Genomic DNA, 20,656 nt, shown 5'->3' with positions numbered 1-20,656 from the left:
CCCTTTCTCACAGTTCCGGCACATCACCTTAAACGTGACTTGCCAGGCGGGTGGGCCCCGGATGTCGGTGGGCCGCAATACCCTTAGGACGTGTCCACCCGAGCCGCCACCCATCCTTTGCTCGACGGTCTCAACCCGCAACAGCGGGAGGCCGTCATCCACCAGGGCAGTCCCCTGCTGATCGTCGCGGGGGCCGGCTCGGGCAAGACGCGGGTGCTCACCCACCGCATCGCCTACCTGCTGTCCGAGCGCGGGGTCCAGCCCGGGGAGATCCTCGCGATCACCTTCACCAACAAGGCGGCCCGCGAGATGAAGGAGCGGGTGGACAAGCTGATCGGCCCCCGCTCCAAGGCGATGTGGGTGATGACCTTCCACAGCGCCTGCGTGCGGATCCTGCGCCGGGAGGCCAAGCGGCTCGGGTTTCCCTCCAGCTTCTCCATCTACGACCAGGCCGACTCGCAGCGGCTCATGGCGATGGTCTGCCGCGAGCTCGACCTCGACCCCAAGCGCTACCCGCCGCGCTCGTTCTCCGCGCAGGTCAGCAACCTGAAGAACGAGCTCATCGACTACGAGAGCGCGGCCGACCGGGCGCAGACCCACCTGGAGCGCACGCTCGCCGAGGCGTACCGGACCTACCAGCGGCGGCTGACCGAGGCCGGCGCGATGGACTTCGACGACCTGATCATGCTGACGGTCACGCTGTTCCAGCTGTTCCCCGAGGTGGCCGAGCACTACCGGTTACGGTTCCGGCACGTCATGGTCGACGAATACCAGGACACCAACCACGCGCAGTACACGCTGGTCCGCGAGCTCGTCGGACGGCCGGAGGTGCGCACCGCCGACGGCGAGGTCGTGCGCGAGGGCGTGGAGCCCGCCGAGCTGGTCGTGGTCGGCGACGCCGACCAGTCGATCTACGCGTTCCGCGGCGCCACGATCCGCAACATCCTGGAGTTCGAGCGCGACTACCCCGACGCGCGGACGATCCTGCTTGAACAGAACTACCGGTCCACGCAGACCATCCTCGACGCGGCCAACGCGGTCATCTCGCGCAACGAGGGCCGCAAGCCGAAGAACCTCTGGTCCGACCAGGGCACCGGCGCCAAGATCGTCGGGTACGTCGCGGACAACGAGCACGACGAGGCCATATTCGTCGCTCAGGAGGTCGACCGGCTCACCGACGATCACGGGGTCGCCCCCGGCGACGTCGCGGTCTTCTACCGCACCAACGCCGCCTCCCGGGTGTTCGAGGAGATCTTCATCCGCACCGGCCTGCCGTACAAGGTCGTGGGCGGGGTGCGGTTCTACGAGCGCAAGGAGGTCAAGGACCTGCTCGCCTACCTGCGGGTCCTGGCCAACCCGAACGACACGGTCTCGCTGCGGCGGATCCTCAACGTGCCCAAGCGGGGCATCGGCGACCGCGCCGAGGCAATGGTCGAGGCGTTCGCCAACCGCGAGCGGATCAGCTTCTGGGAGGGTCTGCGCCGGGCCGCCGAGGCTCCCGGCATCGCCACCCGGTCGCTCAACGCGATCCGCGACTTCGTCGCCGTTCTGGACGACCTGCGGGCCAAGGAGCTGCCGATCTCCGAGCTCGCGGAGGAGGTGCTGAACAGCACCGGCTACCGCACCGAGCTGGAGACGTCGGGCGACCCGCAGGACGAGAGCCGCCTGGAGAACCTCAACGAGCTGATCTCGGTGGCCGCCGAGTTCGAGGAGGGCAATCCGGACGGCACGCTGGTCGACTTCCTGGAACAGGTCTCCCTGGTCGCCGACGCCGACCAGATCCCCGAAGGCGAGGACCGCGGCGGCGTGGTCACGCTGATGACGCTGCACACCGCCAAGGGCCTGGAATTCCCGGTGGTCTTCCTGACCGGCATGGAAGACGGCGTCTTCCCCCACATGCGTTCGCTGAGCGACCCCAAGGAGCTGGAGGAGGAGCGGCGGCTGGCCTACGTCGGCATCACCCGGGCCAAGCAGCGGCTCTACCTGTCCAGATCGGCCGTACGGTCCTCGTGGGGCGCGCCGGCGTTCAACCCGGCGTCGCGGTTCCTCTCCGAGGTGCCCGTCGACCTGCTCGACTGGCGCGGCGACCCGGGGAAGAACGCCTGGTCGGCCGCGACCACCAGGCAGACCAGGACGGCTCCCGCCCCGAAGGCCGGCGGCCGGGTGATCCCCGCCCTCTCGCCCGGCGACCGGGTCACGCACGACACGTTCGGGCTCGGCACGGTCGTCAGTGTGGACGGCGTGGCCGAGAAGACCAGGGTGAAGATCGACTTTGGCAGCGAGGGAGAGAAGACCCTGCTGCTCGCCTACGCCCCGATCGACAAACTCTGACGCCGCTCACGCGGGCGGCCGGGCGCGAGCCGCGCTCCGGCCGCCGCGGAGACTCAGTCGCCGGGCTCAGTCACCCAGGTTGATGGTGCCCGGAACGTCCGGCACGGTGCCGTCGATGTCAGACATATTGGCCACCTGGGCCTTCGGCGGGGCCTTGACCGAGACCTTCGTGCCCCATCCGGTGTAGGCGGTGGTGTCGGTCACGGTGAACACGATGGAGGACTTCTCGACCTTCATCTTGATGTCCGTCGAGGTGGACACCCGGCGGACGAGCTGGTCGGAGCCGACCCAGACCTTCCAGTTCACCACGACCTTGCCGGCGTCGCCGCCGAGGGACGCGATCCCACGCTTCAGCGAGGGGGTGGCCTGGGCGAGCTGCTTCAGCGTGATCGTGCCCTGGTAGAGCGTGGTCTTCGCGCCGTTGACGACACCGCCGGCTCCCTTGGCCTTGGTGCTCGCGAGGACCGTCTTGAGGTTCCGCCAGTCGGTGGGGTTGACGAACCCGCCGAGGGCCTGCAGGACCGCGTCCGGGCTCGTATTGGGAACCCGGAGCCAGGTCTTGCCCTCCGGGAGCAGGCTCGCGTAAATACCGCCGGAAATGTACCCCGTTCTCCCGATGACGATCATCCGGGTGGGGTCGTTCAAGCCCTTCATGCTCTCGCTGTTCCCGAGCAGGGCGCCGTAATTGACCTTCTGGGTGACGTTGGACGCGCCGACCCCGGCGCGGCCGAAGGCGAATGCGCCCTTCGCCGTGTATTTGATCGCGGATCCGGCGACGCTCAGCTTGCCGGACGACGCGAATCGGACGCCGTGGCCGGTCACGAACTGCTTGCGCAGCGCGGACACCGGGTCACCGGCCCGGGCCTGCGCCTGCGCGAAGGTCTGCGCGTGCGCGGGGACGGCGACGGCCGGCGCGATGAGTGCGGCGGTGGCCGCACATGCCAGGGCCGCCATTGTTCGCTTCAAAGGGGGTTCCTCCCGTGAGTACTTTCTGGAGTAAGAGCGACCACGGAATTGTCCCGACTAATGATCACGAACTTATCACGCCAATCCGGACAGAAAGTGAAGTGACATGGTGGAAAGGCGGCGGGCCCGCCACCTGGTGGCGTGCGGCGGGATCAGGTAAGGATGTGGGACGGGCACCATCGGGAGGTCGTCATGCAAGCCAGAATTCGGGTCGTCGTCGCCAAGCCCGGCCTCGACGGGCACGACCGCGGGGTCAAGGTCGTGGCGCGGGCCCTGCGGGACGCCGGGATGGAGGTCGTCTACACCGGGCTGCACCAGACGCCCGAGCAGATCGTCCAGGCGGCGATCCAGGAGGACGCGGCGGCCATCGGCCTGTCGATCCTGTCCGGCGCCCACATGACGCTCTTCGCGCGCGTCATCGAACTGCTGCGCGAACAGGGCGCGGCCGACATCGTGGTCTTCGGCGGCGGCATCATCCCCGAGGCCGACATCCCCGAGCTGGAGAAGATGGGGGTCGCGAGGATCTTCACGCCCGGCGCCACGACACAGGAGATCGTTGAGTGGGTGCGCGCGGCGGTGCCCGCGTCGGTTTGAGGGCGTTTGCCACTTTACGGGTCTTCTGTCAGGTCGATCGGGGTGTTGATGACAGAGCACTCCAGCCCCCGATGACGAGTCCACCGCCTGGCTGGGACTAGGCTTCATGCGCGGAATCGCCGGGCGGGACGACGGCGCCCGGCCTCGACTTCAAAAGGGACGGACCCTCGTGGACCTGTTCGAACATCAGGCGAAGGAGCTCTTCGCGGAGTACGGCATCCCGGTGCCGCGCGGCATCGTCGCGCATACCGCGGAGGAGGCGCGGGCGGCTGCCGAGCAGCTGACGGGCCGGGTTGTCGTCAAGGCCCAGGTCAAGACCGGCGGTCGCGGCAAGGCCGGCGGCGTGAAGGTGGCCGACGACGCGACCGACGCGTACGAGAAGGCGACGGCCATTCTCGGCATGGACATCAAGGGCCACACGGTCCACCGGGTCCTGATCGAGGAGGCCAGCCAGATCGCGGAGGAGTACTACTTCTCCTTCCTCCTCGACCGCGCCAACCGCACGTTCCTGGCCATCTGCTCGGCCTCCGGCGGTATGGACATCGAAGAGGTCGCGCACACCGCGCCGGAGAAGGTCGCCAAGATCCCGGTGAGCCCGATCACCGGCGTCGACCGGGCCAGGGCGCGCGAGATCGCGCAGGCGGGCGGGCTGCCGCAGCAGGCGCTCGACGGCGCGGCCGAGCTCATCGAGAAGCTGTGGGCCGTCTTCGTGGACGAGGACGCCTCGCTCGTCGAGGTCAACCCGATGATCCTGTCGGTCGACGGCCAGGTGAAGGCCCTCGACGGCAAGGTCACGCTCGACGACAACGCCGGCTTCCGCCAGCCGGAGCACGGCGTCTACGTCGACAAGGCGGCCGAGGACCCGCTGGAGGCGCGGGCCAAGGAGAAGCACCTCAACTACGTCAAGCTCGACGGCACGGTCGGCATCATCGGCAACGGCGCGGGTCTGGTCATGTCCACCCTCGACGTCGTCGCGTACGCGGGTGAGGAGTTCCCCGGGCAGCCGAGGCCGGCCAACTTCCTCGACATCGGCGGCGGCGCCTCGGCGGAGGTCATGGCCAACGGCCTGGAGATCATCCTGTCCGACCCGTCGGTGAAGTCGGTCTTCGTGAACGTCTTCGGCGGCATCACCGCCTGCGACGCCGTCGCGAACGGCATCGTCTCCGCCTTCAATCTGCTGGAGAGCAGGGGTGAGCAGGTCACCCACCCGCTCGTCGTCCGGCTCGACGGCAACAACGCCGCCCTCGGGCGGCAGATCCTCGCCGACGCGGGTCTCCCGCGCGTCGAGCTTGTGGACACCATGGACGAAGCGGCCAAGCGTGCCGCCGAGCTCGCCGCGGTAGGTGCGTAATGGCCATCTGGCTCACCGAGAACAGCAAGATCATCGTGCAGGGCATGACCGGCGCGGAGGGCACCAAGCACACGCGTCGCATGCTCGCGGCCGGCGCCCGGGTCGTCGGCGGCGTCAACGCCCGCAAGGCCGGCACCGTCCACGAGGGCCTGCCGGTCTTCGGCACGGTGGCCGAGGCCATCGAGAAGACCGGCGCGGACGTGTCGGTCGTGTTCGTGCCGCCGGCCTTCACCAAGGACGCGGTGCGCGAGGCGATCGACGCCGAGATCCCGCTCTGCGTGGTCATCACCGAGGGCGTCCCGGTCCACGACACCACCGAGTTCTGGGCGTACGCCGTGTCGAAGGGCAACAAGACCCGCATCATCGGGCCGAACTGCCCCGGCATCGCCTCTCCCGGCGCCTCGAACGCGGGCATCATTCCGGCCGACATCACGACCCCCGGCCGCATCGGCCTGGTGTCGAAGTCGGGCACGCTGACCTACCAGCTCATGTACGAGCTGCGCGACTACGGCTTCTCGACGGCCGTGGGCATCGGCGGCGACCCGGTCATCGGCACCACGCACATCGACGCCCTCCAGGCGTTCCAGGACGACCCGGGCACCGACGCCATCGTGATGATCGGCGAGATCGGCGGCGACGCCGAGGAGCGGGCCGCGGCCTTCATCGAGCAGCACGTCACCAAGCCGGTGGTCGCCTACGTGGCCGGCTTCACCGCGCCCGAGGGCAAGACGATGGGCCACGCAGGCGCCATCGTCTCCGGCTCGGCCGGCACCGCCCAGGCCAAGAAGGAAGCGCTGGAGAAGGTCGGCGTCCGCGTCGGCCGCACGCCGAGCGAGACCGCCCGTCTCATGCGGGAGATCATGCAGTCCCGCTGACTCCCGCCGACTTCGCTGGGAGATCCGTCGTCGTGATCCCGCGCACCTCCCGCGCGGGATCAACGACGTGCGTGGCGCGGAACGCCGGGCGGCGTGTCTGCGCGCGCTTCGCGGGCCGCGCTGGAAGCATGGGGTAACGTGACGGGTTTTCTCGATCAACTCAGGTCCGGCCCCCGAACCGTCCTGAGCCGCGTCTCCACCGGCGACGACGAGGAGCCCCGCCGTCCCCTGCCCGTCTCCGGCATGCTGGCCGCCGTCTGGACGCTCGGCGTGGGGCTCGCCGTCCTGACCATGCTGACCCTCGTCGGCTGGATCGCCGCGCCCCGTGGCCCGTTCGGTGAGGGACTCTCCGGGGTCTTCCGTACGGCCTGCCAGCTCTGGCTGGCCGCCCACCACGCCGGTTTCGCCATCCCCGGCGGCCGGGTCGGCCTGCTGCCCATCGGCCTCATGGTCCTGCCGGGCGCCCTGCTCTACCGGGCCGGGCTGTGGATGGCGCGGGACGCCGACCTCCGGGTCAGGATGCCCGCCCGGCTGCCCAAGGGCACCCCCCGCGACCTGGAGAACGCCCGCCGCCGGGCCCAGCTCGTGCTGATCGCGCAGGCGGGCATCTCGCTGGCCGCGCCGTATGCGCTGCTCGCGGGCATGATCGCGCTGATCGCCCGGAGCCAGGCCACTCAGCCGTTCCTGGCCGAGGCGCTCGTCAGCCACCTGGTGCTGGCGTTCGTGGCCGGCTCGCTGGCCACCGCCCGCACGATCGGGCCGTGGAAGGCGATGCTGCGGCTGCTCCCCGAGCGCCCGCGGTCGATGGTCGTCGGCACGGCGGTCGCGGTGACGGTGCTGCTCGTGGCCGGCTCGCTGCTCGTGCTCACCGCGATCGCGGTGAACTTCGGGGAGATGCGGGGCGTGGTCGACGTCCTCAGCCCCGGCTTCGTCGGCGGCCTGCTGCTCGTGCTCGTCGAGTGCCTCTACCTGATCAACGCGGCGATCTGGGGCCTGTCCTACATCGCGGGCCCCGGGTTCGCGGTGGGCACCGGCACGCTGGTGGCCCCCACGGGGGTGAAACTCGCCGCCGTGCCCGCGTTGCCGCTGCTGGGCGCGCTGCCCCCGCCGGGCGCGACGCCGAGCTGGGTGATGGGGGTCATCGCGGTGCCGTTCGCGGCCGGGGCCGTGGCGGGGGTGCTGGTGGCCCGCACCGCGCCGACCCCGACGCTGGAGGCGGCCCCGCTGTGGGGGTTCGCCTGCGGCCTGACGTCGGGCGCGGTCGCCGGGGCGCTGGCGGCCCTTTCGGGCGGCCCGCTCGGCGGCGCACGGCTGTCCGCCGTCGGCCCGTCGCCGTGGGAGGTCGCCCTGTCGGTCGCGCTGGAGGTCGGCGTGGCCGCGGGCATCTCGGCGGGGCTCGCGAACTGGTGGCTGATCTCGCGGCGGCCGGTGGCCGCGCCCGAGCCGGTGAAGAAGGCCGGGGCCGTCATCGTGAAGGCCGCAGGCCGGGTGCGGGCCGCCGATCGCCGGGCACGCGTGCTGCCCGGTCACTGGCTCGACGCCACCGAGGCCGACACCCAGCCCATCCCGGTCGTCAGGGACGACTGGACCGACGAGCACGCCGCGGCCACCGCCCGGACGTTCGACGACGTGACCGGGACGTCCCGGGAGCGGGGGAGGCCCGGAGGCCGGCCGGCCCGGGACAACCCGCCCCCGCGCAAGGACATCGTCGACGAGACCGACGACCGCGGGGGCCACGTCATCTACGTCGACCCCTACGCCTTCGACCGGGACTGATCTGTTACGGATCTCTTCGGGGGACGCCCGGAGGGCGATCCGCGGTCAGGAGGGGGCGGGAATGCCCGAGGGCCACGGCACGCCCAGCTTGTCCTCGAACGCCCGCACCAACTGCTCGGAGCAGTCCTGCCGGGCGGCCACCGTGTCCGCGCCCTTCCTGCACTCGGTGTACGCCGAGAGCTCGGCGGAGAAGTACAGCTGGAAGGCGGTCATCGCGGCGCCGAGGAGGAACGCGATCGAGGAGAGGGCCACCGCCCCGACTGCCATGCCGACCCCCTGCCGGGCCCGCTGGAGCGCGCGCAGGTCGCGGATCGCGATGAGGATCGCGAAGACGGAGAGCGCCAGCCCCGCGACGGGCAGCAGCAGCGTGAAGACCACCGCCGCGACGGCGAGGGTGAGCGACCGGCGCCCTCCGGTCGGAGGGGCCTGCGTCTGTAGGGGTGTTGTCACGTTCTCCTCGCCTCGTTCGTTCGGGGCCGGGCCGTCGTGGGTGGGGTGGGCGCCGCCGGATACCCTTTACCTGCGTCGGGAGACGTCCGCCCAGCCACCACCACGGAACCATCTCCCGGCAATCACCTGCAAAACGATGTCCGCTCGCAAAGGAGTTCCGCCCTGACGTTCCGGCTCGTTGTCCTCGTCTCGGGGTCGGGGACCAACCTACAAGCCCTGCTCGACGCCGTGCGTGCCGACGCCTTCGGCGCGAAGATCGTCGCCGTCGGCGCGGATCGCGACGGCATCGAGGGAATCGCCCGCGCCGAGCGGGCAGGGGTGCCGACGTTCGTGGAGCGCGTGGCCGACCATCCCGGCCGTGACGCCTGGGACGAGAGCCTCGCCACGCGGATCGCCGAATACAAGCCCGACCTCGTGGTCTCGGCCGGATTCATGAAGATCCTCGGCCCGCGCGTGCTCGGCTCGGTCCCCGTCGTCAACACCCACCCGGCTCTGCTGCCCGCCTTCCCGGGCGCCCACGCCGTCCGCGACGCGCTCGCGTACGGCGTGCGGGTGACCGGCTGCACCGTCCACCTGGTGGACGCGGGAGTCGACACCGGTCCCGTGATCGCCCAGGAGGCGGTGGCCGTACGGGAGGACGACGACGAGGAGACCCTGCACGAGCGCATCAAGGGGGTCGAGCGCAGACTGCTCGTCGAGATCGTCGGCCGGATGGCCCGCGAGGGGTGGACCGTGACCCGGCGCACCGTCCGGCTCGGGCGGCCGGACGACGCCGGCGCGAGCGCCCCGACAACCCAGGAACAAGGGAGGACCACGAAGTGACCCGCATCGCCATCCGGCGCGCGCTGATCGCGGTATACGACAAGACCGGGCTGGAGGAGCTGGCGCGCGGACTGGAGGCCGCCGGCGTGGAGATCGTCTCGACGGGCGGCACCGCGGCGGCGATCGCGTCCTTCGGCGTGCCGGTGACCAAGGTCGAGTCGCTCACCGGCTTCCCCGAGTGCCTCGACGGCAGGGTGAAGACGCTGCACCCACGGGTCCACGCCGGCCTGCTCGCCGACGGCGGCAACCCGTCGCACGTCAAGCAGCTGGACGAGCTGGAGATCGAGGCGTTCCAGCTCGCCGTGGTCAACCTGTACCCGTTCGCCGCCACGGTCGCCTCCGGCGCCTCGGACGCCGAGTGCGTCGAGCAGATCGACATCGGCGGGCCCGCGATGATCCGCGCGGCGGCCAAGAACCACGGCACGGTGTCCGTGGTCGTCGACCCCGCCTCCTACGGCGAGGTGCTCGCCGCCGTCGCCGAGGGCGGCTTCACCCTGACCGCCCGCAAGCGGCTGGCCGCGGCGGCCTACGCCCACACCGCCTCCTACGACGTGGCGGTCGCGTCCTGGTTCGCCAACGCGTACGTGCCCGACGACGACTGGCCGTCCTTCATGGGCGCCACCTGGGAGCGGAAGGCGTCGCTGCGCTACGGCGAGAACCCCCACCAGCGGGCCGCCCTCTACGTCGGCGGCCGGGACGGCCTGGCGAGCGCGGAGCAGTTGCACGGCAAGGAGATGTCGTACAACAACTACGTCGACGCCGACGCCGCCTGGCGGGCCGCCTGGGACTTCGACCAGCCCTGCGTCGCGATCATCAAGCACGCCAACCCGTGCGGGATCGCCGTGGGCGACGACGTGGTCGAGGCTCACCGCAAGGCGCACGAGTGCGACCCGGTGTCGGCCTACGGCGGTGTGATCGCGGTCAACCGCGAGGTCACCCGGGAGCTGGCCGAGCAGATCGCCCCGATCTTCACGGAGGTCGTGGTCGCGCCGTCGTTCGCGCCCGAGGCGCTGGCGGTGCTGCGGGAGAAGAAGAACATCCGGCTGCTGGCCTGTCCGGACGGCCCGGCCGACGCCGCGGAGTTCCGCCGGATCGACGGCGGGCTGCTGGTGCAGACGGTAGACCGTCTCGACGCGTCCGGCGACGACCCGTCCACATGGGAGCTCAAGACGGGGGAGGCGGCGCCGGCCGAGGTCCTCGCCGATCTGGCGTTCGCCTGGCGGGCGTGCCGTTCGGTCAAGTCGAACGCCATCCTGCTGGCGTCCGGCGGCGCCACCGTCGGCGTGGGCATGGGACAGGTCAACCGGGTCGACTCGGCCCGCCTCGCGGTCTCCAGGGCCGGGGAGCGGGCGACCGGGTCGGTGGGCGCCTCCGACGCCTACTTCCCGTTCCCGGACGGCCTGCAGGTGCTCGCCGAGGCGGGCGTGAAGGCGATCGTCGAGCCGGGCGGCTCGATCCGCGACGAGCTGGTCATCGAGGCGGCCAAGGAAGCGGGCATCACGCTCTACTTCACCGGCACCCGGCACTTCTTCCACTGATCCGCCGGATCCGCCGGATCCGCCGGATCCGCGCTGCGTCTGTCGGCGGCCGCCGCCCTCAGGGTGGCGGCCGTCGCGGCTTTTGGAGGAGAAACGGCACGGGCATCCGGGATGGCCGGTTACTGTGAAAACCCACTCCACTTCCCGCACGGAGCTGTTTCATGCCTCTGCTCGACCTGGTCGTGAACTCCTACGCGCTGATGCACGGCCTGTGGGCCAGCCCGGTCGCGTTGCTGCCCATCGCCGGCCTGGCCGCCTACTTCGGCTGGCGCGTGGTCGAGTTCATCCCCTTCACCCGGCGCATCATCGAACGCCGCGAAGGCGCCAACTAGCCGGAATCGAGGGCATGGCAGGATTGGGAGCCATGAGCGCGCAGATTCTGGACGGCAAGGCCACCGCCGCCAAGATCAAGGGAGAGCTGGCGGAGCGGGTGAAGGCCCTGGCGGCGGGGGGAGTCACCCCCGGGCTGGGCACCATCCTGGTCGGCGACGATCCGGGCAGCCAGATCTACGTGGCCGGCAAGCACCGCGACTGCGCCGAGGTCGGCATCGCGTCCCTCCGCAGGGATCTGCCCGAGAGCGCGACGCAGGCCGAGGTCGAGGCCGCGATCGACGAGCTCAACGCCGACCCGGCCTGCACCGGCTACATCGTCCAGCTCCCGCTGCCGCGCCACCTCGACACCCAGTCGCTCATCGAGCGGATCGACCCCGCCAAGGACGCCGACGGCCTCCACCCGGTCAACCTCGGCCGGCTCGTCCACATGGTCGACGCGCCGCTGCCCTGCACCCCCCGCGGCATCGTGGTCCTCCTGGAGGAGTACGGCGTGCCGCTCAAGGGCGCCGAGGTCGTGGTGATCGGGCGGGGCATCACCGTGGGCCGTCCGCTCGGCCTGCTGCTCACCCGGCGCAGCGAGAACGCCACCGTCACCCTCTGCCACACCGGCACCCGCGACCTGGCGGCCCACGTCAGGAACGCCGATGTCGTGGTGGCCGCCGCCGGAGTGCCCCACCTGGTGACCCCCGACATGGTCAAGCCGGGCGCCGCGGTGCTCGACGTCGGCGTCTCCCGGCTGGACGGCAAGCTCGCCGGAGACGTGGCGCCCGAGGTGCGCGAGGTCGCCGGGTTCTTCTCGCCCAACCCCGGCGGCGTCGGGCCGATGACCCGCGCCATGCTGCTGGCCAACGTCGTCGAGGCGGCCGAGCGCCGCTGACCGCCCGTCCGGCCTCACGCGGGCCGGTGCCGTGCCGGGTGTTTCCGCGCCTTCTCCTGTGACTTCTTCCCGTGTGGCTTCTTCGCGTGCGGCGGGGCGGATTTCCGCCCCCGCGGCGACGGGGACGGCCGGTGGCCGGCGGGCGACGGGTGACCCGACGCGGCGGGCGTCGAGCCCGGCCGGGCCGGGGCGTGCAGCTGCTGGGCGAGCCAGGGCAGGGCCTGGGGCAGCTCCCGGTTCCAGGTGGCGAAGTTGTGTCCGCCGCTCGGCAGGATCAGCGACGCGGCCTGCATCGGCGGCTTGACGGCGGACAGGAACCGCTCGGTCGTGTCGTAGTCGCCCTCGCCCTGGCGGCTCGTGGTCACCAGGACCGAGATCGGCGGGCTGGGCAGGTGTGCCAGCCGCCACATCAGGTCGTTCTCGTCCCGCAGGGCCGTGCTGCCGCCGAACAGGTCGCCCGTGGTCACGTCGACCAGGGTGTGGTAGTAGCCGGACAGGGAGACCGCGGCCGAGAACGCCTCGGGGTGACGCATGCTCATCTTGAGCGCGCAGTATCCGCCGGTCGAGCCGCCGAGAACGCCCCAGTTCGCCGCGTCCGTGCCCACGCGGTAGGCGGCCGCCACCGCCTGCCGCAGATCCCGGGTGAAGTACGTCTCCACCTGGGGGCCGCCCGGCACGTCCACACATTCGGTGTCCCTGGGCGGCACGACCGTCGGCCGCATGAGCACCAGGATCGTCGGCGCCATCTGATGGGCGTGGATCGACGTGGCCGCGACGGTGGGCAGGTTGAGCCGGGTCACGAGGTTGAGCGCGTCACCTGGGTAGCCCGTGAGCGCCAATATGGCGGGAAACCGCGTTTGGGCGTATTTCTTTTCGAAATATTGGGGCGGCAAATAGACATACCCGGGTGAGCTGAGTCCGGTCCGCGCGCCATTGATCAGGACCTGTTCGATCCGGCCGCCGAACGCGCCCGCCTTGCCGTCCGGTACCAGCACGGGCTTGCCGCTCAGCACCTTGACGTTCGCCGCTCCTCCCGTCGCGATTCCGGATCCGAAGGCGATCGCGGGCGCCGCGGTGGCGGCGTCGGTGCCGAACAGGTCGCCCCAGGAGCCGTAGAAGCCGAAGTAGGCGTTGACGACGACGCCGATGGCGACCAGCGTGACCAGCTGGTCCGCCACCAGCACGCCGGCGCGGGCGGCCACCGAGCCGATGGTCGGGCGGCTCAGCCGCGGCCAGAGCCACACGGTCGCGGCGAGACTCGCGACGGCGAGTATGACGAACAGGATCTGTACTTTCTTCGCAGTCAGTTCCAACGCGCGCTCTCCCCGCCGTCCCCCTCGTCGCAGGCTTAAGCAAAACTACTCGCCGGGCGTAAGGGCGTGGTTAAGGTTGGCGGACTGGGCTCCGAGCGACCATTTCGCCATTTATTGTTTCGTTCCGTGAGCCGTCCGACACCCAGGGAGCGAGGCGGGACCTCCCGCCCGTGGGTTCCGGCCGCCGCGGGCGCCGCCGCGGCGCTGATCGGCGCGCTGGACATCCTCAAGGGGGTCGTCCCGCACTTCCGGACGAGCCGGATCAGCGAGCTGGCGAGCGTGCTGCCCGGCAGCGTCACCACGCTGGCCGAGGCGGCCACGCTGCTCGTCGGCATCCTGCTCATCATGCTGGCCCACGCCCTGCGGCGGAGGAAGCGGCGGGCGTGGCGGGCCGTCGTGGTGCTGCTGCCGCTGGGGGCCGTCGTCGAGGCCCTGCGCTGGCGGCACCCGCTGGCCGCCGCGGTCAGCCTGGGACTGTTCGCCGTGCTGCTGGCCAACCGGCGCGAGTTCTCCGCGCTGTCCGATCCGCGTTCGCGCTGGCGCGCGCTGGGCAACCTGGTCGGCCTCGGCGCCGCCGACATCGTCATCGGCTGGTCGCTGGTGGCGTGGCACAGCAGGTCAGTGATCGGCAGTCCGTCGGTGGGCGACCAGTTGCGACATGTGGTCCTCGGCCTGTTCGGGCTGGAGGGGCCGGTCCAGTTCTCCGTCGAGCGCGTGGCCGACATGGTCTACTACTCGCTCGCCGGGCTGGGCGCGCTCACCGCCGTGACCACGATCTACCTGTTCCTGCGGCCGGAACGGCCGGTCGCGGTGCTCGGCCCCGAGGACGAGGAGCGCCTGCGCGCCCTCCTGGCCCGGTACGGCGGACAGGACTCGCTCGGCTACTTCGCCCTGCGGCGCGACAAGAGCGTCGTCTTCTCCCCGTCCGGCAAGGCGGCCGTCTGCTACCGCGTCGTCGCCGGGGTCATGCTGGCCAGCGGTGACCCGATCGGCGACGTCGAGGCGTGGCCGGGGGCGATCCGCCGGTTCCTGGACGAGGCGGCCCGGCACGCGTGGGTGCCCGCCGTCATCGGGTGCAGCGAGAGGGGCGGCGAGGTCTGGACGCGGGAGGGCCGCCTGGACGCGCTCGAACTCGGCGACGAGGCCGTGGTCGACGTCGCCGGGTTCACACTCGACGGCCGGGCCATGCGCAACGTCCGGCAGATGGCCAATCGGGTCGAGCGGCTGGGCTACACCTGCCGGGTCCGGCGGGCGGCCGACCTCAGCGGGGGAGAGAGAGACCGGGTCCGGGCGGCCGCCGACTCCTGGCGCGGGACGGAGACCGAGCGCGGTTTCTCGATGGCGCTCGGCCGCTTCGGCGACCCGGCGGACGGCGAATGCCTGGTGGTCACCGCGCACAGGGACCCAGGGGACGGGCCGGGCGGGGATCTGCGCGCGGTCCTGCACTTCGTGCCGTGGGGCGGCGACGGCGTCTCGCTCGACCTGATGCGCCGCGACCGGCAGGCCGACCCCGGCCTCAACGAACTGCTGATCGTCAAGGCGCTCCAGGCCGCACCGGGCTTCGGCGTGGCCCGGGTGTCGCTCAACTTCGCGATGTTCCGCTCCACCCTGGCCCGCGGCGAGCGGCTCGGCGCGGGGCCGGTGCTGCGCGCCTGGCGCGGAGTCCTGGTGTTCCTGTCGCGCTGGTTCCAGATCGAGTCGCTCTACCGCTTCAACGCCAAGTTTCAGCCGCGCTGGGAGCCCCGCTTCCTCGTCTATCCCACGGCCCGCGACCTGCCGCGCATCGGCCTCGCCGCGCTGCGGGCCGAGGCGTTCCTGACGCCGGGCCTGCCGCGCCCGCGGTTCGCCCGCCTGTCCGTACGGCTGGGGCGGCGGTCAGGGCGGCCCGAGGTCGAGGCGCTGCGGCGGCCCGCCGGGGCCGTGTCCGGGCCGGACGGCGACCCGCCCGTCCACCGCGAGGCCGGGTAGACGGCCGTATAGCCGGACTCGCGTAGCCGGCCTGGTGGACGGCGGCCCTGACGGGGATCAGGACGCGCGCCGGCCGGCTGAGGTGCGCGACTGGGGCTGGGGCTGCGGCTGGGACGGCTGGTCGGGCTCCGCCGGCCCGGTCGCGCGCTGCGGGGGGACGACCGGGGTGGGCCGGACCAGCCCCAGGGCCACCACCTCGTTGGCGAGCCGGGTGCGCCGGTTGGTTCCCTCAGGGATGCGGAACTTCTGGTAGAGCCGCAGCAGATGCTGCTTGACCGCGGCCTCCGTCACCACGAGGTCGTCGGCGATCTCCCGAGCCGTCGCCGGCGCCACGAACGCCTCGTCGGACAGGGCCGGGCGGCACAGCGAGGTCAGCACGTCAACCTCGCGGCGCGTCAGCTCGGGCGCGGCGGCCCGGCGCAGCTCGACCTCGGGCGCGAGGTCCTCGCGGGGGATGCCGCCGACCCGGGCCCGGGCGGCGCCGAAGGAGACGACGTCGCCGTCGTCGAGCACCCGCCTGGCGATCGGCCTGCCGTTCACCCTGGTGCCGTTGCGGGACAGGCCGAGATCCACGACGTACAGGTAGGGCCCGCGCCGGACGAACTCGGCGTGCAGCCGTGACACGCTCGGATCCGTCAGCCGGACGTCCACGCCCCTGCCGCGACCGATCGTGGTGACATCGGGGCGCAGCGGCACGATCTCACCGCTGTCCTCGATCCGAATGAACGGCCCGTCCACGGCAGTTCCTCCCCAGGTAGCCCGCCGTTACTTTCGCTACAGCGTCGGCTTACCCAGACGTGGCGATGGGGAATCGCCTTTGCCATAAGCAGAATCCTCGTTGAATTTGGCGTGGGCGTACACGGGGGGCTTTACCAGCTCACGGGTAGACTTCGGGGGAAGATACGCGGAGGAAACACTTATGGCGGACAAGCCCACCAAAGGCCTGGCGGATGTCGTCGCCGCATCCACCGCGCTGAGTGACATCGACGGCGTCGCCGGCCGGCTCTTCTACCGCGGGTACGACATCCACGACCTGGCCGGGCGTGCCACCTTCGAGGAGACCGCCCACCTGCTGCAGCACGGCGTGCTGCCCGACCGGCGGCAGCTCGCGGCGTACGGCGCCGAGCTGGCCGCGGGGCGCCGCCTGGGCCCGCTCGTGGAGGCCAACATCGCGGAGATCGCCGGCAGCCAGGAGCCGATGGAGGCCCTGCGCACGCTGGTCTCCCTCTCCAGCGCCGACGATCCCGACAAGGACTCGAACGCTCCGGACGCGAGCCGCCGCAAGGCGGCCCGGCTGACCGCGCGGCAGCCGCTCCTCGTCGCCCGCTACCACGCGGCCAGGACCGGGGCGTCCGTCCCGGAGCCCGATCCCGAGCTCAGCGTCGCGGCCAACTTCCTCATGCAGATCACCGGGCGGACGCCGGAGCAGCGGGAGATCGAGATCTTCGACACCTGCCTGGTGCTGCACGCCGACCACACCATGAACGCCTCGACGTTCGCCGCCAGGGTCTGCGCCGCCACGCTCTCCGACATGCACTCGGCGATCGTCGCCGCCATCGGCACGCTGAAGGGTCCCCTGCACGGCGGGGCGAACGAGCAGGTCATGCGCACGCTTGAGGCGATCGACCCGAACGGCGTGGCACGGGCCGTACGGGAGAAGCTGGCGGCCGGGCAGAAGATCATGGGTTTCGGGCACCGCGTCTACAAGACGGAGGACCCGCGAGCGACGCACCTGCGCCGGATGTCGCGTGAGCTCGGCGAGGCGTCGGGCGACGACACCTACTTCCGGATGTCCCGGGAGATGGAGGAGGTCGTCCTCGCGGAGAAGGGCCTCTATCCGAACGTGGACTTCTACGCCGCGACGGTGTACCACTACCTAGGCATCCCCACCGACCTTTTCACTCCGGTGTTCTCCGTCAGCCGGATGGCGGGGTGGACCGCCCATGTGATCGAGCAGCACGCCGACAACCGGCTGATCCGGCCGGACAGCGAGTATGTCGGCGAGCACGACCAGAAATGGGTGCCCATCGACGAGCGGTGACGGCTGGGGATGACACCAACGGCCCGGCGAACCCGCCGGGCCCCATCGGCGGGCCGGGGCGAGGACGTGAAGGCGAGCGGCGGAAGATTGGCCTGGGGGCCGTACCTGCTGGTGCTGGCGGGCGCGGCGACGGGACTGGGCGCGATCGCGCTCGGCGTGCGGCTGGCCGCGGGCGGGGCGATCATCGGGTCGGCCCTGGTCGTCGGCGCGCTGATCCGGCTGAACGTTTCGGACTCCCGGGCCGGGCTGCTCACCGTCCGTACCCGCAAGGTCGACACCCTGGTGATGGCGGGCCTGGGTGGCGCCCTCGTGGTGGGGTCGCTGCTGCTGCTCGTCCACCTGCACAACACCTAGTCACGGGCGCGTTCGGCCCGTCCGATAGCCTCGACGGCCAGTGAGCCTCAAAAGGGACTGTCCGGCCAGTTAGTTCAGAAGGGGAACCCCACGCATGCCCAAGATCAAGGTAGCCGGCCCGGTCGTCGAGCTCGACGGCGACGAGATGACCCGGATCATCTGGCAGTTCATCAAGGACCAGCTGATCCTGCCCTACCTCGACGTCGACCTGAAGTACTACGACCTCGGCATCGAGCACCGTGACGCCACCGACGACCAGGTGACGATCGACGCGGCCAACGCCATCAAGCAGTACGGCGTGGGTGTGAAGTGCGCGACGATCACGCCGGACGAGGCGCGGGTCGAGGAGTTCGGCCTCAAGAAGATGTGGAAGTCGCCGAACGGGACGATCCGCAACATCCTCGGCGGTGTGATCTTCCGTGAGCCGATCATCATGTCCAACGTGCCGCGGCTCGTGCCCGGGTGGACCAAGCCGATCGTGGTCGGCCGTCACGCGTTCGGCGACCAGTACCGCGCCACCGACCTCAAGATCCCCGGCGAGGGCACGCTGACCATGACCTTCACCCCGAAGGACGGCAGCGACCCCATCGAGCTCAACGTCTTCGACTTCCCCGGCTCCGGCGTCGCGCTCGCGATGTACAACCTCGACGAGTCGATCCGCGACTTCGCCCGCGCCTCCATGCGGTACGGCCTCAGCCGCGGCTTCCCCGTCTACCTGTCCACCAAGAACACGATCCTCAAGGCGTACGACGGCCGGTTCAAGGACATCTTCGCCGAGGTGTACGAGACCGAGTTCAAGACCGACTTCGAGGCCGCCGGGCTCACCTACGAGCACCGCCTGATCGACGACATGGTGGCCGCCGCCCTCAAGTGGGAGGGTGGCTACGTCTGGGCGGCCAAGAACTACGACGGCGACGTCCAGTCCGACACCGTCGCGCAGGGCTTCGGCTCGCTGGGCCTGATGACCAGCGTGCTGATGACCCCGGACGGCCGCACGGTCGAGGCCGAGGCCGCCCACGGCACGGTGACCCGTCACTACCGGCAGCACCAGCAGGGCAAGCCGACCTCCACCAACCCGATCGCGTCGATCTTCGCGTGGACCCGGGGCCTGCAGCACCGCGGCAAGCTCGACAACCAGCCCGAGGTCATCGACTTCGCGGAGAAGCTGGAGCAGGTCTGCGTCGAGACCGTCGAGGGCGGCCAGATGACCAAGGACCTGGCGCTCCTCGTGGGCGGCGACGCCGAGTGGCTGACCACGCAGGACTTCCTCGCCGCGCTCGACGAGAACCTGAAGAAGAAGATGTCCGCCTAGTTGGAATCGGCCCCTACCTGCGGTTCTGCCGTCAGGTAGGGGCCGTTTCGCGTCTGTGGGCGGTCTGTGGGCGGTCTGTTTGGGCCGTCGTGATCACGTGGCTGGAAAAGGATTGGACGGGATGACGTCCGGGCTTGTAGCTTGCCGTTGACCGTGAGACCGCCCGAGGAGGTGAGACCCATGAACGCTGTAGCGATGTGGGTGCTCCCCCTTCCGGTCACGGTCGGGCGATTGACATAGGTGTCGCCGGGAGCGCCTCGCCACCAAGGCACTCCCGAAAGGCAACACCTATGGAATCTCCGCAGTCCACCACCGGTCGCACGCCCCTCATGTTCGACGTGATCATCGTCGGGTGCGGGCCGACCGGTGCGATGCTGGCCGCCGAGCTGGGGCTGCACGATGTGCGGGTACTCGTTCTGGAGAAGGGACCGAGCCCAAGTCGTTCGTTCGCGTAGTCGGTCTGCATATGCGCAGTCTCGAGCTGATGGCGATGCGCGGACTGCTGGATCGCGTTCTCCCGCATGGAAGACGACGTCCGGCCGGCGGTTTCTTCGCCGCCATCCCGAAACCCGCGCCCGAGGGCCTGGATTCCGCGTACGCCTATCTGCTGGGCATCCCGCAGCCGGTCATCGAACGCCTGCTGGAAGAACATGCGATCGAACTGGGTGCGCAGGTCCGGCGAGGTCGCGCGGTCGCCGGTTTCGAGCAGGACGACGAGGGCGTGACCGTCGAGCTGGCCGACGGGGAACGGCTGCGTGCGGGCTATCTCATCGGCTGTGACGGCGCGCGCAGCACGGTGCGCAAGCTGCTCGGAGTCGGCTTCCCCGGCGAGCCCTCACGGAACGAGACGCTGATGGGCGAGATGGGGGTGGGCGTGCCGCAGGAGGAGATCGCCGCCAAGGTGGCCGAACTCCGCGAGCCCCATCAGCGATTCTGGCTCCGGCCCTTCGGCGAAGGGGTCTACAGCGTCGTCGTCCCCGCCGCGGGAGTCGGCGACCGCGCGGAACCGCCCACCCTCGACGATTTCAGACAGCAGCTGCGCGCCATCGCCGGAACCGATTTCGGCGTGCACTCCCCGCGCTGGATGTCCCGCTTCGGGGATGCCACCCGGCTGGCCGAACGCTATCGGGCCGGGCGGGTGCTGCTGGCCGGCGACGCGGCACACATCCATCCGCCCATCGGCGGACAGGGCCTCAACCTGGGCGTTCAGGACGCGTTCAATCTCGGCTGGAAGCTGGCCGCGCAGATCCGCGGCTGGGCGCCGGAAACACTGCTCGACACCTACCAGGCCGAACGGCATCCGGTCGCCGAGGACGTGCTGGACAACACCCGCGCACAGACGGAACTGCTGTCCGCCGAACCGGGCCCGCGCGCCGTGCGCAGGCTCCTCACCGAACTGATGGACTTCGACGAGGTGAACCGCCATCTGATCGAAAAGATCGCCGCGATCGGCATCCGCTACGACTTCGGCGAAGGCCCCGACCTGCTCGGCCGCCGCCTGCGCGACATCGACCTGAAGCAGGGTCACCTCTACGGTCTGCTGCATCGCGGCCGCGGCCTGCTGCTGGACCGCACCGAACGCCTGACCGTCGGCGGCTGGTCGGACCGGGTCGACCACCTCGCGGATCCCACCGCGGCACTGGATGTTCCGTGCGTCCTGCTACGCCCCGACGGCCACGTCGCCTGGATCGGCGACGATCAGCGGGACCTGGACGACCACCTCTCCCGCTGGTTCGGCAGGCCCGCCGGCTGATT

General features: G+C 70.7%; 17 protein-coding genes and 1 pseudogene. 14 read left to right on the top strand and 4 right to left on the bottom strand.

Annotation, left to right across the window (positions count from 1 at the left end):
• Positions 1–90: 90 nt before the first annotated feature.
• Positions 91–2,331, top strand: coding sequence for a DNA helicase PcrA (gene pcrA, locus JOL79_RS13260; RefSeq protein ID WP_504739988.1), 2,241 nt, complete (start codon positions 91–93; stop codon positions 2,329–2,331).
• A gap of 66 nt (positions 2,332–2,397) precedes the next feature.
• On the opposite strand, the gene JOL79_RS13255 is transcribed toward pcrA, so the two are convergent.
• Positions 2,398–3,297, bottom strand: a complete 900-nt coding sequence (locus JOL79_RS13255; protein ID WP_210156082.1) for a hypothetical protein — start codon at positions 3,295–3,297, stop codon at positions 2,398–2,400.
• Positions 3,298–3,489: 192 nt separating this feature from the next.
• Here JOL79_RS13255 and icmB point away from each other — a divergent pair, with 192 nt between their 5' ends.
• From icmB to JOL79_RS13235, 4 genes are all read left to right on the top strand, one after another.
• The gene (icmB, locus tag JOL79_RS13250) at positions 3,490–3,891 is read left to right on the top strand and encodes a coenzyme B12-dependent isobutyryl CoA mutase small subunit (RefSeq protein ID WP_210156081.1); all 402 of its coding nucleotides are present in this window, start codon (positions 3,490–3,492) and stop codon (positions 3,889–3,891) included.
• Positions 3,892–4,060: 169 nt separating this feature from the next.
• The gene (sucC, locus tag JOL79_RS13245; protein ID WP_210156080.1) at positions 4,061–5,242 is read left to right on the top strand and encodes an ADP-forming succinate--CoA ligase subunit beta; all 1,182 of its coding nucleotides are present in this window, start codon (positions 4,061–4,063) and stop codon (positions 5,240–5,242) included.
• Positions 5,242–6,117 carry a succinate--CoA ligase subunit alpha gene (gene sucD / locus JOL79_RS13240; RefSeq protein ID WP_210156079.1) on the top strand — a complete coding sequence of 292 codons (876 nt, stop codon included), beginning with the start codon at positions 5,242–5,244 and terminating at the stop codon, positions 6,115–6,117. The genes sucC and sucD overlap by 1 nt, the downstream gene beginning before the upstream one ends.
• Before the next feature lie 138 nt (positions 6,118–6,255).
• Entirely contained in the window at positions 6,256–7,893 is a 1,638-nt protein-coding gene (locus JOL79_RS13235) for a cell division protein PerM (protein WP_210156078.1), read from the top strand.
• A gap of 45 nt (positions 7,894–7,938) precedes the next feature.
• Here the strand turns inward: JOL79_RS13235 and JOL79_RS13230 are convergent, their stop codons facing one another.
• Positions 7,939–8,343, bottom strand: coding sequence for a hypothetical protein (locus JOL79_RS13230; RefSeq protein ID WP_210156077.1), 405 nt, complete (start codon positions 8,341–8,343; stop codon positions 7,939–7,941).
• Positions 8,344–8,505: 162 nt separating this feature from the next.
• Between JOL79_RS13230 and purN the strand changes: the two genes are divergently transcribed.
• The 4 genes from purN to JOL79_RS13210 all read left to right on the top strand — a co-directional run bounded on the left by purN (position 8,506) and on the right by JOL79_RS13210 (position 11,913).
• Positions 8,506–9,165 carry a phosphoribosylglycinamide formyltransferase gene (purN, locus tag JOL79_RS13225; RefSeq protein WP_210156341.1) on the top strand — a complete coding sequence of 220 codons (660 nt, stop codon included), beginning with the start codon at positions 8,506–8,508 and terminating at the stop codon, positions 9,163–9,165.
• Positions 9,162–10,703 carry a bifunctional phosphoribosylaminoimidazolecarboxamide formyltransferase/IMP cyclohydrolase gene (gene purH, locus JOL79_RS13220; protein ID WP_210156076.1) on the top strand — a complete coding sequence of 514 codons (1,542 nt, stop codon included), beginning with the start codon at positions 9,162–9,164 and terminating at the stop codon, positions 10,701–10,703. Before purN ends, purH begins: the two co-directional genes overlap by 4 nt.
• Positions 10,704–10,864: 161 nt before the next feature.
• On the top strand, positions 10,865–11,035 hold the full coding sequence (locus JOL79_RS13215) for a hypothetical protein (protein WP_210156075.1): 171 nt from the start codon (positions 10,865–10,867) through the stop codon (positions 11,033–11,035).
• Positions 11,036–11,067: 32 nt separating this feature from the next.
• Complete coding sequence (locus JOL79_RS13210; RefSeq protein ID WP_210156074.1) at positions 11,068–11,913, top strand: bifunctional methylenetetrahydrofolate dehydrogenase/methenyltetrahydrofolate cyclohydrolase; 846 nt, start codon at positions 11,068–11,070, stop codon at positions 11,911–11,913.
• A 14-nt stretch (positions 11,914–11,927) separates the two neighbouring features.
• Here JOL79_RS13210 and JOL79_RS13205 read toward each other — a convergent pair whose 3' ends face one another.
• Entirely contained in the window at positions 11,928–13,226 is a 1,299-nt protein-coding gene (locus tag JOL79_RS13205; RefSeq protein WP_210156073.1) for an alpha/beta hydrolase, read from the bottom strand.
• Positions 13,227–13,352: 126 nt separating this feature from the next.
• On the opposite strand from JOL79_RS13205, the gene JOL79_RS13200 reads away from it, so the two are divergent.
• Positions 13,353–15,194, top strand: a complete 1,842-nt coding sequence (locus JOL79_RS13200) for a phosphatidylglycerol lysyltransferase domain-containing protein (RefSeq protein ID WP_210156072.1) — start codon at positions 13,353–13,355, stop codon at positions 15,192–15,194.
• A gap of 57 nt (positions 15,195–15,251) precedes the next feature.
• Here the strand turns inward: JOL79_RS13200 and JOL79_RS13195 are convergent, their stop codons facing one another.
• A complete protein-coding gene (locus JOL79_RS13195) occupies positions 15,252–15,932 on the bottom strand; it encodes an FHA domain-containing protein (RefSeq protein ID WP_210156071.1) in 681 nt (226 codons plus the stop codon).
• 181 nt (positions 15,933–16,113) lie between these two features.
• Between JOL79_RS13195 and JOL79_RS13190 the strand changes: the two genes are divergently transcribed.
• From JOL79_RS13190 to rox, 4 genes and pseudogenes are all read left to right on the top strand, one after another.
• On the top strand, positions 16,114–17,235 hold the full coding sequence (locus JOL79_RS13190) for a citrate/2-methylcitrate synthase (RefSeq protein ID WP_210156070.1): 1,122 nt from the start codon (positions 16,114–16,116) through the stop codon (positions 17,233–17,235).
• 66 nt (positions 17,236–17,301) lie between these two features.
• Positions 17,302–17,589, top strand: coding sequence for a DUF3017 domain-containing protein (locus tag JOL79_RS13185; RefSeq protein WP_210156069.1), 288 nt, complete (start codon positions 17,302–17,304; stop codon positions 17,587–17,589).
• A 94-nt stretch (positions 17,590–17,683) separates the two neighbouring features.
• Positions 17,684–18,901, top strand: coding sequence for an NADP-dependent isocitrate dehydrogenase (locus JOL79_RS13180; protein WP_210156068.1), 1,218 nt, complete (start codon positions 17,684–17,686; stop codon positions 18,899–18,901).
• Between the two features lie 329 nt (positions 18,902–19,230).
• A pseudogene (gene rox / locus JOL79_RS13175) lies at positions 19,231–20,654 on the top strand (rifampin monooxygenase).
• Positions 20,655–20,656: the final 2 nt, after the last annotated feature.

Source organism: Microbispora oryzae (assembly GCF_017896165.1).
Classification (GTDB): domain Bacteria; phylum Actinomycetota; class Actinomycetes; order Streptosporangiales; family Streptosporangiaceae; genus Microbispora; species Microbispora oryzae.
This window is presented reverse-complemented; position numbering and strand designations above follow the sequence as displayed.